The 13,485-nt window shown below is 63.9% G+C and carries 11 protein-coding genes; 7 read left to right on the forward strand and 4 right to left on the reverse strand.

Annotation, left to right across the window (positions count from 1 at the left end; translation table 11 throughout):
• Window position 1 precedes the first annotated feature (1 nt).
• From xdhA to xdhC, 3 genes are all read left to right on the forward strand, one after another.
• Window positions 2-1,483, forward strand: a complete 1,482-nt coding sequence (gene xdhA / locus NKJ81_RS10215) for a xanthine dehydrogenase small subunit (RefSeq protein WP_352469858.1) — start codon at window positions 2-4, stop codon at window positions 1,481-1,483.
• Window positions 1,483-3,834, forward strand: coding sequence for a xanthine dehydrogenase molybdopterin binding subunit (xdhB, locus tag NKJ81_RS10220; RefSeq protein ID WP_352540493.1), 2,352 nt, complete (start codon window positions 1,483-1,485; stop codon window positions 3,832-3,834). The genes xdhA and xdhB overlap by 1 nt, the downstream gene beginning before the upstream one ends.
• A gap of 62 nt (window positions 3,835-3,896) precedes the next feature.
• Window positions 3,897-4,886: a xanthine dehydrogenase accessory protein XdhC gene (gene xdhC, locus NKJ81_RS10225; RefSeq protein WP_352540494.1), complete on the forward strand. Its 990-nt coding sequence runs from the start codon at window positions 3,897-3,899 to the stop codon at window positions 4,884-4,886.
• Window positions 4,887-4,894: 8 nt separating this feature from the next.
• On the opposite strand, the gene dps is transcribed toward xdhC, so the two are convergent.
• The 4 genes from dps to NKJ81_RS10245 form a co-directional block, all read right to left on the reverse strand.
• Entirely contained in the window at window positions 4,895-5,383 is a 489-nt protein-coding gene (gene dps / locus NKJ81_RS10230; protein ID WP_352540361.1) for a DNA starvation/stationary phase protection protein Dps, read from the reverse strand.
• A 146-nt stretch (window positions 5,384-5,529) separates the two neighbouring features.
• Window positions 5,530-6,783: an LLM class flavin-dependent oxidoreductase gene (locus tag NKJ81_RS10235; protein ID WP_352540362.1), complete on the reverse strand. Its 1,254-nt coding sequence runs from the start codon at window positions 6,781-6,783 to the stop codon at window positions 5,530-5,532.
• The gene (locus NKJ81_RS10240) at window positions 6,780-7,793 is read right to left on the reverse strand and encodes an LLM class flavin-dependent oxidoreductase (RefSeq protein WP_352540363.1); all 1,014 of its coding nucleotides are present in this window, start codon (window positions 7,791-7,793) and stop codon (window positions 6,780-6,782) included. The genes NKJ81_RS10235 and NKJ81_RS10240 overlap by 4 nt, the downstream gene beginning before the upstream one ends.
• A 75-nt stretch (window positions 7,794-7,868) precedes the next feature.
• Window positions 7,869-8,789, reverse strand: a complete 921-nt coding sequence (locus NKJ81_RS10245) for a LysR family transcriptional regulator (RefSeq protein ID WP_352452229.1) — start codon at window positions 8,787-8,789, stop codon at window positions 7,869-7,871.
• Window positions 8,790-8,929: 140 nt separating this feature from the next.
• Here NKJ81_RS10245 and NKJ81_RS10250 point away from each other — a divergent pair, with 140 nt between their 5' ends.
• The 4 genes from NKJ81_RS10250 to NKJ81_RS10265 all read left to right on the forward strand — a co-directional run bounded on the left by NKJ81_RS10250 (window position 8,930) and on the right by NKJ81_RS10265 (window position 13,484).
• Window positions 8,930-10,147, forward strand: coding sequence for a urate hydroxylase PuuD (locus NKJ81_RS10250; RefSeq protein WP_352540364.1), 1,218 nt, complete (start codon window positions 8,930-8,932; stop codon window positions 10,145-10,147).
• A 1-nt stretch (window position 10,148) separates the two neighbouring features.
• A complete protein-coding gene (gene guaD, locus NKJ81_RS10255) occupies window positions 10,149-11,462 on the forward strand; it encodes a guanine deaminase (protein ID WP_352469863.1) in 1,314 nt (437 codons plus the stop codon).
• Between the two features lie 74 nt (window positions 11,463-11,536).
• On the forward strand, window positions 11,537-12,043 hold the full coding sequence (locus tag NKJ81_RS10260; RefSeq protein ID WP_352469864.1) for a heme-degrading domain-containing protein: 507 nt from the start codon (window positions 11,537-11,539) through the stop codon (window positions 12,041-12,043).
• A 175-nt stretch (window positions 12,044-12,218) separates the two neighbouring features.
• On the forward strand, window positions 12,219-13,484 hold the full coding sequence (locus tag NKJ81_RS10265) for a glycerate kinase type-2 family protein (RefSeq protein WP_352469865.1): 1,266 nt from the start codon (window positions 12,219-12,221) through the stop codon (window positions 13,482-13,484).
• The last annotated feature ends 1 nt before the right edge of the window (window position 13,485 follow it).

The raw sequence follows: 13,485 nt of genomic DNA on the forward strand, positions 1-13,485 counted from the left end.
GATGGCAGGGATCAAGACACGCAACGAAATCCGCTTCATCCTCAATGGCGAGGACGTCGCGCTCGGCACGGTTGCACCGGACCAGACCCTGCTCGACTGGCTGCGGCTCGACCGCTCGCTGCGCGGCACCAAGGAAGGTTGCGCCGAGGGCGACTGTGGCGCCTGCACGGTGCTGGTCGGCAGGCTCTCCGGTGGAACACTGGTCTATGAAAGCGTCAATGCCTGCATCCGCTTCCTTGGCTCGCTAGACGGCACGCATATCGTGACCGTCGAGCATCTGCGCGGCGACGCAGGAAAACTGCATCCCGTGCAGCAGGCCATGGTCGATTTCCACGGCTCGCAATGCGGCTTCTGTACACCGGGTTTCGTCATGTCGCTTTATGCTCTGTGGATGCGGGCGCCGGAGCCGTCGGACGCCGCCATCGAAAAGGCGCTGCAAGGCAATCTCTGCCGCTGCACCGGCTACGAGGCGATCATGCGCGCCGCACGTGCCATCTCCAGCTACGGCACGGCGGCAAAGGATCCGTTGGCGGCGGAGCGCAAGGCAGTCACGGCCAAGCTCGAAGCGATGAAGGACGGTTCGCGCATCGAGATCGGCTCCGGCAACAAGCGGCTGATCGTGCCGGCCAATGCCGACGATCTGGCCAGCGTACTCGTCAAGGAGCCGGGCGCCACTATCGTCGCGGGTTCGACCGATGTCGGCCTTTGGGTGACCAAGCACATGCGCGATATTGCGCCGGCGGTTTTCATCGGCAATCTCGATGGTCTGTGCGGGATTTCCGAGGACAAGGGCGTCATCTCGATCGGCGCCGGTGTCACCTATAGCGAAGCCTTCTCGACGCTGGCGAAACGCATCCCGGCGCTCGGCCCGCTGTTCGACCGCATCGGCGGCGATCAGGTGCGCAACATGGGCACCATCGGCGGCAATATCGCCAACGGTTCGCCGATCGGCGACACGCCGCCGCCGCTGATCGCACTCGGTGCCCGCCTGACGCTGCGCCGCGGCGACAAGCGTCGAACGATCCCGCTCGAGGAGTTTTTCATCGCCTATGGCAAGCAGGACCGGCAGCCCGGCGAATTCGTCGAGGCCGTGCATGTTCCGGTGCCGGGCAGCGAGACGAAATTTGCCGTCTACAAGATCACCAAGCGCCGCGACGAAGATATCACAGCAGCGCTAGGCGCGTTTTTCCTGAAGCTCGCCGAGCATGGCACGGTGGCGGATGTGCGCATCGCCTATGGCGGCATGGCGGCAACGCCGAAGCGAGCCTTTGGCGTCGAAAAGGCATTGCTTGGCAAGCCCTGGACGGAAGCGACGGTCGAGGCGGCGATGGCCGCGTATGCCGGCGATTTCACGCCGCTAACCGACATGCGGGCAAGCGCCGAATACCGGGCGCTGGCGGCGCGCAACCTGCTGCTGCGCTTCTTTGCCGAAACCACCGGCACCCGGGCGCCGATCCAGGTATCACGGCACGAGGCGGCATGATGAACAAGCACGCCACGCCAAACCTGAAGGCGCAAAAAATCGCCGGCGGCGTCGCCACCGACCAGCGCCATGATTCCGCGCACAAGCATGTCAGTGGCACGGCCGTCTATATCGACGACATGCCGGAACCGGCCGGCACGCTGCACGGCTGCCTTGGGCTTTCGACGGCGACGCATGCCACCATCACCAGCATGGACCTATCGGCGGTGCGCGCGGCACCCGGCGTCATCGACGTGCTGACGGCGAGCGACGTGCCAGGCGAGAACGACATTTCGCCGACCGGCCGTCACGACGAGCCGGTGCTGGCCGACGGCAAGGTGCAATTCTTTGGCCAACCGATCTTCTGCGTCATTGCCGAAACCCGCGAGCAGGCGCGCCGTGCAACGAGGCTGGCCAAGGTCGAATACAAGGAATTGCCGTTCGTCGCCGATGTCGGTGAGCTCGATCCCCGGAAAGATAAGCTGGTCACGCCCCCGCTGACGCTGAAGCGCGGTGATGCAGCGGCTGCGATCAATGCGGCGCCGCGCCGGCTGAAGGGAAAAATGCGCATAGGCGGCCAGGAGCATTTCTATCTCGAAGGTCATATCGCCTTGGCCATCCCCGGCGAGGACCACGACGTCACCATCTATTCCTCGACCCAGCACCCGAGCGAAATCCAGCACATGGTCAGCCATGCGCTGGGTGTGCCGAGCCATGCGGTGACGGTGGAAATCCGCCGGATGGGCGGCGCTTTCGGCGGTAAGGAAACGCAAGGCAATCAGTTTGCGGCATTGGCCGCTATCGCCGCGAAGAAACATCATCGGGCCGTGAAAATCCGGCCCGACCGCGACGACGACATGATCGCCACCGGCAAACGCCACGATTTCCTCGTCGACTACGAGGTCGGCTTCGACGACGAAGGCAATATTCTGGGCGTAGATTTCATGTTCGCGGCGCGCTGCGGCTTCTCGGCCGACCTCTCCGGCCCGGTCACTGACCGCGCGCTGTTCCATTGCGACAACACCTATTTCTGGCCGGCGGTGCACGCGCAATCGGCGCCGCTCTACACCAACACGGTATCGAACACTGCCTTTCGCGGCTTCGGCGGCCCGCAAGGCATGGTCGGCGCCGAGCGCGTCATCGACGAAGTCGCGTTTGCCGTCGGCAAGGACCCGCTCGAAATCCGCAAGAAGAATTTCTACGGCACCAGCGACCGCAACATCACGCCCTATCACCAGACGGTCGAGGACAACATCATCCACCGCATAGTCGCCGAGCTGGAGGCGAGTTCCGACTATGCGAGGCGCCGCCGCACCATCGATGCTTTCAACGCCAACAGCCGCTTCATCAAGCGCGGACTGGCGCTGACGCCGGTCAAGTTCGGCATCTCGTTCACCGCCACCCACTACAACCAGGCCGGCGCGCTGGTGCATGTCTATACCGACGGTTCGGTGCATCTGAACCACGGCGGCACCGAGATGGGGCAGGGCCTCTATGTCAAGGTGGCGCAGGTTGTGGCGGAAGAGTTCCAGATCGACCTCGATCAGGTCAAGATCACCGCGACGACGACCGGCAAGGTGCCGAATACCTCGGCCACCGCCGCGTCTTCCGGCTCCGATCTCAACGGCATGGCGGCGCAGAATGCCGCCCGCCAGATCAAGGACCGGTTGACCAATTTTGCCGTCGAGAGATACCAGGTGCCGCGCGACCAGGTGCTGTTCCTGCCCAACCGCGTGCGCATCGGCAACCAGGAGATCGCCTTCGCCGATCTCGTCAGGCAGGCTTATATGGCGCGCATCCAGCTTTCGGCGGCGGGTTTCTACAAGACGCCGAAAATCCATTGGGACCGCGACAAGGGCGAGGGCCATCCCTTCTACTATTTCGCTTACGGCGCCGCGTGCTCGGAAGTGTCTGTCGACACGCTGACCGGCGAATATATCGTCGAGCGCACCGACATCCTGCACGAAACCGGCCGCTCGCTGAACCGCGCCATCGACCTCGGCCAGATCGAGGGCGGCTTCATCCAGGGCATGGGCTGGCTGACAACGGAGGAACTGTGGTGGGACGACAAGGGGCGGCTGCGCACCCATGCGCCATCGACCTACAAGATCCCGCTCGCGTCGGACCGGCCGAAGATTTTTAATGTGACGTTGGCCGACTGGGCGCAAGCAGGCGAGCCGACGGTGTACCGTTCCAAGGCGGTCGGCGAGCCGCCCTTTCCGCTCGCAATGTCGGTGCTGCATGCGCTGTCGGACGCAGTGGCGAGCGTTGCCAGCCACAAGATCTGCCCGCGCCTCGACCCGCCGGCCACGCCGGAGCGTGTGCTGATGGCGATCGAACGGCTGAAGCGGGAAGCCAAAACCGGCACTTGAATCCCGGAAAACGTGCAATTCAGGCCGAAAAACTCTATATTTCCCGATAGGGAACGCAAATGATGAACGCGAAAGTGCAGAGCCTGAAAGCCTTTCTTGCCGGCGCCGGCCGGGTCGCCTTCGTTGAGGTGGCCCGGACAAAAGGTTCGACGCCGCGCGAGACGGGTGCCTTCATGCTCGTCTCAGGATCGGCCACTTTCGGTACGATCGGCGGCGGCCAGCTCGAATACATGGCGATCGACAAAGCGCGACAGATGCTTTTCTCCCCCCTTGAGGGGGAGATGGCCGCGGAGCGGCCAGAGGGGGTCGTCTCAGAAGGTACCGCCAGCGCGTCGAGCACTGCCGCGGCGACCCCACCCGGCGGCTTCGCCGCCACCCTCCCCTCAAGGGGGAGGGATATCCGCGCCACCCTCGACATCGCGCTCGGCCCAGACATCGGGCAGTGCTGCGGCGGCAGGGTCGAGCTGCTGATCCAGCTAGTCGACCCCGCGCTTGAAGCCAAGCTGGTTGCGGCGGCGGAAACCGAGGAAGCGCAGCGACCGCATGTCTACATCCTCGGCGGCGGCCATGTCGGCCAGGCGCTGGCCTCCGCGATGGCCTTGCTGCCGGTGCATGTCGTCGTTGTCGAGACGCGAGCCGAGGCGCTCAAAGGCATGCCGGAAGCGGTCGAAACCAAGCTGACGCCGATGCCTGAGGCGATGGTGCGCGAAGCCCCGGCTGGATCCGCCTTCGTCGTCCTGACACATGACCATGCGCTGGACTTCCTGATCGTCGCCGAGGCGCTGAAACGCCGCGATGCCGCCTATGTCAGCATGATCGGCTCCAGGACCAAGAAGGCGACCTTCCGGAACTGGTTCCTTAAGTCGGCGGACGGAAGCGAGGCGGAATTTGCCCGCCTCGTCTCGCCGATCGGCGGCGATGCGGTGAAAGACAAGCGCCCGCAAGTCATTGCAGCGCTCGCCGCGGCCGAGATTATGACGGCGTTGGCCGGCCATGCGGCGGCACCGTCCGCTCAGTCCAAAGCCCCTCACCGCAAGGCGATGGCTGGCTGACGTTTTGGCTATTCCTTCTCCTGCGTGTGCGCCTCAAGGAACCACAGCAATTTGTCGAGCGAGCGTGAATAGGCGGTGAAGATGTCGGCGGTGTCGGCATCGCCCGCGCCGGCCGCCTCGTCGATCGCCGCGCGTGCCCGCTTGGCGGTTGCGGCATAGCGGTCGATCAGCGCCGCCAGATGATCCCGGGTCTTGTGGATGTCGGTCGGATAGGCCTTGAGCATAGTCGCCTTCGACACCTCTTGCGATGTGCCGAGCGCCGTCCCGCCGAGCTGTACGGCGCGCTCGGCAATGGTGTCGACATGGCCGTCGAGCTCCTCGCGGAACGTGTCGAGCATCTCGTGGATGGCGATGAATTGCGGTCCCTTGACGTTCCAGTGCGCCTGCTTGGTGATCAAGGCCAGATCGATGGCGTCGGCGAGGCGGGCATTGAGAAGATCGATACACTCTTTCTTGGCATTGGATTGCAGGTCGTTGCGGGTGGCGATGGCATCCATGATCGGCTCCTGTGGCGGTTGCGTCCGCTTGGTTTGAAGAGGGCGAAGTTTGTGGAAGGTCAATCGAACATGCGCGCAGACGCCCTCATCGCCGCGCGGCACAGCATCCCAAAACGGCGATCTCCGACTTTCGTTCCGCTCGTCGTTTACGCCGGCCTTTTCAAGCCCAGATGGTCGCGCAGCGTGCTGCCTTCATAATCCTTCCGGAACAGCCCGCGCCGCTGCAGCTCCGGCACGACTAGTGTGGCAAAGGCTTCGAGTTCGCCGGGAAAATAGGATGGCATGACGTTGAAACCGTCTGCGGCGCCGCCCTCGAAGCGTGCCTCGAGCTGGTCGGCGATCTGGGCGGGCGTTCCGACGACGCGCCAATGGCCGCGCGCGCCGGCGAAATGACGGGCAAGCTGGCGAATGGACAGCTTGTCGCGGCGTGATTGCTCGATGACGAGCGCCTGCCGGCTCTGCATGCCTTCGCTGGCCGGCAGCTCGGGCAGCGGTCCGTCGATGGGATAGCGCGCGAGATCGGATATGCTGAGATAGCTGGAAAGCAGCGCGACACCGACATCGTCCGGTATCAGCTCCTGCAGTTCATCATGTTTTGCCCGGGCTTCCGCTTCGCTTGCCGCGACGACCGGCGCGACGCCAGGCATGATCTTGAGGTCGTCCGGCTCGCGCCCATAGGCCGCCAGCCGTCCCCTGAGGTCGTCGTAGAAGGCCTTCCCCTCCTCGAATGTCTGCGCCGCAGTGAACACCACATCGGCGGTCCGGGCGGCGAGATCGCGGCCTTCGTCCGACGCTCCCGCCTGAACCATGACCGGCGCACCTTGTGGCGAGCGCGGCAGATCAAGCGGGTCGCGCACCGAAAAGCTTCTGCCTTCGTGTCCGCCCTGGCCTTGCCAAAGGCCAGCGACCACGGCAGCGAATTCGCGCGCCCGTTCATAGCGGTCGGCATGCGGGCGCAGACCGGTCGAGCCGAAATTGGCGGCCTCGATCTGGCTGGCGGAAGTGACAAGGTTCCAGCCGGCACGGCCGCCGCTCAGATGGTCGAGCGACAGGAAGGTTCGCGCCAGCCCGTAAGGCTCGTTATAGCTCGTCGACGCCGTGGAGACGAGGCCGATGCGCGCCGTCTGGACGGCGAGCGCGGCAAGCAGGCTGATCGGCTCGAAGCCGATCGAGCGCGACGTTTGGCTGGCGATGTTGACATTGGCCTCGCGCACGCCGGCGGCGTCCTCGCAGAAGATCATGTCGAACTTTGCCGCTTCCGCCGTCCGCGCCAGCTGGATGTAATGATCGATGTCGATGCCGGCCGTGACATGCGCCTGCGGATGGCGCCAGGCGGCGATGTGGTGGCCTGTCGCCCACAGGAAGGCGCCGAGCTTCATCTGGCCTCGACCGGCGCTCATTGCCGATCCTCCCCTGCAAGCCCGAGATGGGCGCGCAGTGTCGCCGCGCTGTAGCCGGACTGGACAAGGCCGCGGCGGCGAAGCTCCGGCAGCACGAGACCGACGAAATCGTCGAGCGCCGATGTGAACGGCATGGCGATGTTGAAGCCGTCGCAGGCTTTCGAGCGAAAGCACTCTTCGAGGCTGTCCGCAAACAGGTCCGGCGCGGCGGTTATTTCGGCGCTGCCGGTAACGTTCATCAGCACTTTCAGCGCCTCCGGCCTGCGCCCGAAGGCAAGCGCACGGCGCTTCAGATCGCCAGCCTTCGCCGGCTCGATCGATGGCTCATCCAGCAGGACGACATCGGCGGTGCGGGCGGCGATATACATGGCGGGCTCGGACAGGCCGGACATGACCAGCACCGGCGTGTCCTGCGGCGACCGCGCCACGTTGAGCGGCCCGCGCACGGAACAGTATTCGCCCTTGTGGTCGAGAAGGTGCATCTTCTCGGGATCGAAGAAGCGGCCGCCAACTTTGTCGAACAGCAGCGCGTCTGCGTCCCAGCCTTTCCACAAGCCTTGCACGATGCCGATGAATTCATCGGCGCGCAGGCGGAAATCGTCGCAGGAAAACCCTTCCGGCCGGCTGAAATTGGCGGCCTCGCGCGGGTCGGGCATCATGCTCGTGTTCCAGCCGGTGCGGCCATGGCTGATGATATCGAGCGAGGCGAAACGGCGCGCGAGATTATAGGGCTGGTGGGCGACCGTCGACGCGGCAGCGACGAGGCCGATCCTGCTTGTCACCGTCGCCAGGGCCGCCACCAAGGTCGTTGCTTCGAAGCGCATTTGCCGGTTCAGCCCGCCTGCAACCGGCGCGGAATCGCCGAGCAACACCATATCCAGACCGGCCGCTTCGGCTTCTTGCACGAACCGCGTCAGCAGACTGAAGTCCGGGCCGGCGTCGGGCGGATGGGAAGGAGCGGCTTCCGGAGACAGTGAAACGGCGAGACACATTGTGGCGCCGTTGGCCATCGCTTTTCCCTGTTGAGCGAGATTCCTTGAGAATTATCTCGCCGGCTGGACGGAAAGCAACCGGCCAGCCAGCGATCATTTGCCGGCCAGAATATCCCTGATCAGCCGCTGGCAGCGCTCGGCCATGAAATCGAGCAGCAGCCGCACCTTCGGATCCTGCAGCTTCTTGTGCGGGTAGACGGCGGCGAACTGCACCGGCGTCGGCGGCGTATTGCTCAGGATCACCTTCAGCCGCTGGTCGCGGATAAACGGCTCGACCTCGAAGCGCGGCTTGTTGATGATACCGCGGCCGGACAGCGCCCAGCCGGTCAGCACGTCGCCATCATCGGTATCGTAGGGGCCGTGCACCTCGAACTTTTGCGGCCCATTCGGCGTCTGCAGCGTCCAGACATATTCGCGCGCGCCGGAATAGCGCAGCATCAGGCAATCGTGTTTCTTGCCGATCAACTCCTGCGGCTCGGTCGGCTCGCCGCGCACGTCCAGATATTGTGGAGCCGCTACCAGCACGCGTTCGCAGTCCATGATGCCGCGCATCCTGAGGCTGGAATCCTCGATGATGCCCAGCCGGAACGCAACGTCGATGCCTTCCTTCATGATATCGACATTGTGATCGGAAAGCCGGAGCCGCACCTCGATATCTGGGTACCTGTCGTGGAAATCCGGGATTCCGGATGCTACCAGCCGCCGCCCGAGGCCGAGCGGCGCTGTCACCTTTATGGTGCCGCGCGGCTGGCCGGATAGCGCGCTGACCGCCGCTTCCGCCTCGGTGACCGCCTCCAGCACCTGCTTGGCGCCAGAGTAGAACACGGTGCCGTGCTCGGTCGGCATCAATTGTCGCGTCGTGCGGTTGAACAGCCTGACGCCCAGGTGCTTCTCGAGCTCCTTGATCCGGTTAGAGGCGACCGCGGGCGAAATGCGCATGTCGCGCCCAGCCGCCGACAAATTGCCGAGCTCGACGACGCGGACGAAAACGGCGATGTTGTCGAGATAGGCCATGCGGCTTCCGTGGCTCTCATGTGGCTGCGTATGATCAGCCTAGTATTTTCCAATTTTTTTTGAAAGTCATCGTGCAGCTCGGCCCTTTCCGTTTGCGCTCCAGTCCGTAAAGTCAGTGGATCGGCAGGGACGATTTTTTCATGATGGATTTCGCGATATTCTGGGATTGGCTGAGTTTCGCCGTGCGCTGGCTGCACGTCGTCACCGGTATCGCCTGGATTGGATCGTCCTTTTATTTCGTCGCGCTCGATCTCGGGCTGCGCCAGCGTCCGGGCATGCCTGCCGGAGCCTTCGGCGAGGAATGGCAGGTGCATGGCGGCGGCTTCTACCATGTGCAGAAATATCTGGTGGCGCCGGCTGAGATGCCCGAGCATCTGACCTGGTTCAAGTGGGAATCCTACGCCACCTGGCTGTCGGGCTTCGCCATGCTGTGCGTCGTCTACTATGCCGGGGCGGACCTGTTCCTGATCGATCCGAATGTCCTTGCCATGTCGGTGCCTACAGGCATCTTGCTGTCGCTGGCGACGATCGGCGTCGGCTGGGTGGTCTACGATCTCTTGTGCCGTTCGCCGCTCGGCAACAGCGACACCGGCCTGATGCTGGTGCTGTATGGGGTGCTGGTATTCATGGCCTGGGGACTGACCCACCTGTTCACCGGCCGCGCCGCCTTCCTGCATCTCGGCGCCATCACCGCGACGATCATGTCGGCCAACGTTTTCATGGTCATCATCCCCAACCAGAAGATCGTCGTCGCCGACCTGATCGCTGGCCGTAAGCCCAATCCGAAATACGGCAAGATCGCCAAACAGCGCTCGCTGCACAACAATTACCTGACGCTGCCGGTTTTGTTCCTGATGCTGTCGAACCATTATCCGCTGGCGTTCGGCACAGAGTTCAACTGGGTCATTGCCTCGCTGGTGTTCATCATCGGCGTGCTGATCCGGCACTATTTCAATACCAGGCACGCGCGCAAAGGCAATCCGACCTGGACCTGGCTGGCCGCCGCCGTCCTGTTCGTCGTCATCATCTGGCTGTCGACGGCACCGAAGCTGCTGACCGGCGAGGTCAAAACGTCCTCGGCGGCACAGGTCTACGTCGCCTCGGCGCACTTTCCCGCCGTGCGTGATACGGTGCTTGGCCGCTGTTCGATGTGCCATGCGGCGGAGCCGTCCTACGAGGGCATTTACCACGCGCCTAAGGGCGTGATGCTCGATACCGATGCCGGCATCGCCGAGCACGCCGGCGAGATCTACCTGCAGGCCGGACGCAGCCACGCCATGCCGCCCGCCAACGTCACCCAGATCACCGACAAGGAACGGGCACTGCTGGTAGCCTGGTTCGAAGGCGCGGGGAAATAGCATGACCAGCACGCTGCTGCGCGGCCGCACGCTGTCGTTTTTGCGCTGGCCAGAAACCATCGACGACCATTCCGCCTGGCGCTACGAGCAAGATGGCGGCCTGCTGATGCGCGACGGAAGGATCGTTGCCGCTGGCGCCTATGCCGAGGTCGAGAAAAAGGCGGGCGAGGGAACAAAAAAGGTCGACCACAGGCCACATCTGCTGCTGCCCGGGTTCATCGATGCGCATGCACATTTTCCGCAGATGCAGGTCATCGCTTCCTTCGGCGCCGAACTGCTCGACTGGCTGAACACCTATACTTTTCCGGAAGAGACCAAATTCCAGAACGCCCAGCATGGCCGCCGTATCGCCAGGCTGTTCCTGGATGAAGTGTTGCGCCACGGCACCACGACAGTCGCGGCCTATTGCTCGGTACACAAGGAATCTGCCGAAGCGTTCTTTGCAGAGTCGCACGACCGCAACATGCTCAACATCGCCGGCAAGGTGATGATGGACCGCAACGCGCCGGACGGCGTGCTCGACACGCCGCAATCGGGCTATGACGACAGCAAGGCGTTGATCGATGAGTGGCACGGCAAGGGGCGCCAGCACTATGCCATCACGCCGCGCTTCGCCATCACCTCGTCGCCCGAGCAATTGGAGATGGCGGGCGCGCTCTGCCGCGAATATCCTGATCTGCACATGCAGACGCATCTGTCGGAAAACCACGCCGAGATCGCCTTCACGCAGCAATTATACCCGCAGACGCGGGACTACACCGACATCTACGAACACTATGGGCTGCTCGGGCGCAGAAGCCTGTTCGGCCATTGCATCCACCTGTCGGAGCGCGAGGCGGATGCGCTTTCGGATAGCGGCTCGGTGGCGGTGTTCTGCCCGACCTCCAACCTGTTTCTCGGCTCGGGCCTGTTCGATTATCAGCGCTATAGCCGCCGCGAGAAGCCGCTTCGCATCGCCGCAGCCACCGATGTCGGCGGTGGCACCAACTATTCGATGCTGCGCACCATGGACGAGGGCTACAAGGTGATCGCGCTGAACGGCGAGAAGCTCAATCCGTTCCAGTCCTTCTGGCAGCTGACCCGCGGTAATGCCGAGGCGCTGTCGCTTGCGGAAAAGATCGGCACCCTGGAGGAAGGCAGCGACGCCGATATCATCGTGCTCGACGCCCGCGCCACGCCGGCGATGCGGCTGCGGGTGGAGACGGCGGACACGCTCGCCGAGGAATTGTTTCTGCTGCAGACGCTCGGCGATGACCGCGCCGTGCGCGAGGTCTATGTCGCCGGCCGGGCGGCCAAGGCGGATATAGCGGTTTAGCCGTCGTATGCGGCCGGCTTGACCGGGCGGCAGCCATCCGCCAAAGCAACAGGCGAGATCGACAGGGGAACGACATGGCCGTTGCGGACGACATCGCTCTGATCAAGAAACAGGAAGCCACGCTTGTCTTTTCGGCCTTCGACGAAGCCGTCGCTTTCGAGATCGGCTCGGCGATGCGCGACCGGGCTCTCAAGGAAAACCTGCCAATCATCGTCGATATCAGAACTTTCGACCGGCCGCTGTTCTATGCGGCAATGCCCGGCTCGAACGCCTCCAATCCGGACTGGGCGCGGCGCAAGATCAACGTCGTGCGGCGGTTCCTGAAAAGCACCTACCGCATTGTGCTGGAGCAGCAGCGCCCCGACCGCAGCTTCAAGCCCGGCGAAGGGCTGGACGTTGCCGACTATGTGCTGGCCGGTGGCGGCTTTCCCATCACTGTCAAGGGCGCTGGCGTCATCGGCGTGATCGCCGTCTCCGGTCTACCGGAGCGCGAGGACCACGGGGTGGTCGTCGATACGTTGTGTAGCTACTTGGGCGTCGATAGCCAGGAGTTGGTCCTGCCGCCGGAAGCAACATCGTGACGTTGGCGCTGCCCCTCATCCGCCTGCCGGCACCTTCTCCCCGCGTAGTGACGGGGACAAGGGAAACGCTCCAACGCTGGCGATCCCCTCTTGCCGTCTCTCTGCGGGGAGAGGGTAACGGTGAGGGGCAGCGCAAACGCCGCAGAAGCTCGCACAGCGTCCGTGGTACCTCAGTATGACCGCGCTCGATCCCAAGTCCTTTCTCATTTCGATCTTCAACGCCGCCGTTGCCGCCGCGGATCCCCAGAGGACGATCAAGGATCATTTGCCGGCAAGGCCGAAGGGCCGGACCATCGTCATCGGTGCAGGAAAAGGCTCGGCGCAGATGGCGGCGGCTTTCGAGAAAGTGTGGGACCGGCCGATCGAAGGGCTGGTCGTCACCCGCTACGGCTATGGCGCGGCCTGCCGGCGCATCGAGATCATCGAGGCGGCGCATCCGGTGCCGGATGGCGCGGGGCTCGAAGCTTCCCGGCGGCTGCTCGAAAAGATCCAGGGACTGACTGCGGACGACCTCGTCGTGGCGCTCATTTCGGGCGGCGGCTCGGCGCTGCTGCCGTCACCTGCCGAAGGTCTGACGCTGGCCGATGAGATCGCCGTCAACGAGGCGCTGCTCGCCTCCAGCGCGCCGATCGCCGCGATGAACACCATCCGCAAACACCTTTCCACGATCAAGGGCGGCAGGCTGGCAGCCGCTGCCTATCCAGCCAAGGTGGTGTCGCTGGTGGTCTCCGACATTCCGGGCGATAACCCGGCGCTGGTCGCTTCCGGCCCGACCGTTCCCGATTCCGGCAGCCGCGAAGATGCATTAGCGTCGATCGCCGCCTATGACATGAAACTACCGGCTTCAGTGATGGCGCACATCAATTCGCCGGCCGCCGATGCACCGCGCGTCGATGATCCGCGTTTTTCGCGCAACGAGGTACATCTGATCGCCTCGGCCGGCGTATCGCTGGAAGCGGCTGCGGCCGAAGCCAGGTACCAAGGTATCGAAGCGGTCATTCTCTCCGATTCCATCGAGGGCGAGGCGCGTGAGGTCGGCGGCGTCCACGCTGCAATCGCGCGCGAAGTGGCGACGCGCAACCGGCCATTCGCAAAACCGGTGCTGATCCTGTCGGGCGGCGAGACGACCGTGACCTTGCGCGCGAAAGGCAAAGGCGGCCGCAACTCGGAATTCCTGCTCGCCTTCGCCATTGGGATCAGCGGCCTGGCGGGCGTCCACGCACTGGCCGCCGACACCGACGGCATAGACGGTTCGGAAGACAATGCCGGCGCCTTCGCCGACGGCTCGACAGTGTCGCGGATGCATAAGGCGGGCATCGATGCCAAGGCCATGCTTGCCGGCAACAACGCCTGGACGGCATTCAATGCCGTAGATGACCTTTTCGTACCCGGTCCGACCGGCACAAACGTCAACGATCTCAGGGCGATATTGATCAAATAGC

Origin of the sequence: Mesorhizobium sp. M0018 (assembly GCF_040323955.1) — a bacterium.
In the GTDB taxonomy this organism is placed as follows: Bacteria; Pseudomonadota; Alphaproteobacteria; order Rhizobiales; family Rhizobiaceae; genus Mesorhizobium.

Coding starts and splice junctions, on each gene's coding strand:
- xdhA (WP_352469858.1), top strand. CDS start 2: ATGGCAGGGATCAAGACACGCAACGAAATCCGCTTCATCCTCAATGGC.
- xdhB (WP_352540493.1), top strand. CDS start 1,483: ATGAACAAGCACGCCACGCCAAACCTGAAGGCGCAAAAAATCGCCGGC.
- xdhC (WP_352540494.1), top strand. CDS start 3,897: ATGAACGCGAAAGTGCAGAGCCTGAAAGCCTTTCTTGCCGGCGCCGGC.
- dps (WP_352540361.1), bottom strand. CDS start 5,383: ATGGATGCCATCGCCACCCGCAACGACCTGCAATCCAATGCCAAGAAA.
- NKJ81_RS10235 (WP_352540362.1), bottom strand. CDS start 6,783: ATGAGCGCCGGTCGAGGCCAGATGAAGCTCGGCGCCTTCCTGTGGGCG.
- NKJ81_RS10240 (WP_352540363.1), bottom strand. CDS start 7,793: ATGGCCAACGGCGCCACAATGTGTCTCGCCGTTTCACTGTCTCCGGAA.
- NKJ81_RS10245 (WP_352452229.1), bottom strand. CDS start 8,789: ATGGCCTATCTCGACAACATCGCCGTTTTCGTCCGCGTCGTCGAGCTC.
- NKJ81_RS10250 (WP_352540364.1), top strand. CDS start 8,930: ATGATGGATTTCGCGATATTCTGGGATTGGCTGAGTTTCGCCGTGCGC.
- guaD (WP_352469863.1), top strand. CDS start 10,149: ATGACCAGCACGCTGCTGCGCGGCCGCACGCTGTCGTTTTTGCGCTGG.
- NKJ81_RS10260 (WP_352469864.1), top strand. CDS start 11,537: ATGGCCGTTGCGGACGACATCGCTCTGATCAAGAAACAGGAAGCCACG.
- NKJ81_RS10265 (WP_352469865.1), top strand. CDS start 12,219: ATGACCGCGCTCGATCCCAAGTCCTTTCTCATTTCGATCTTCAACGCC.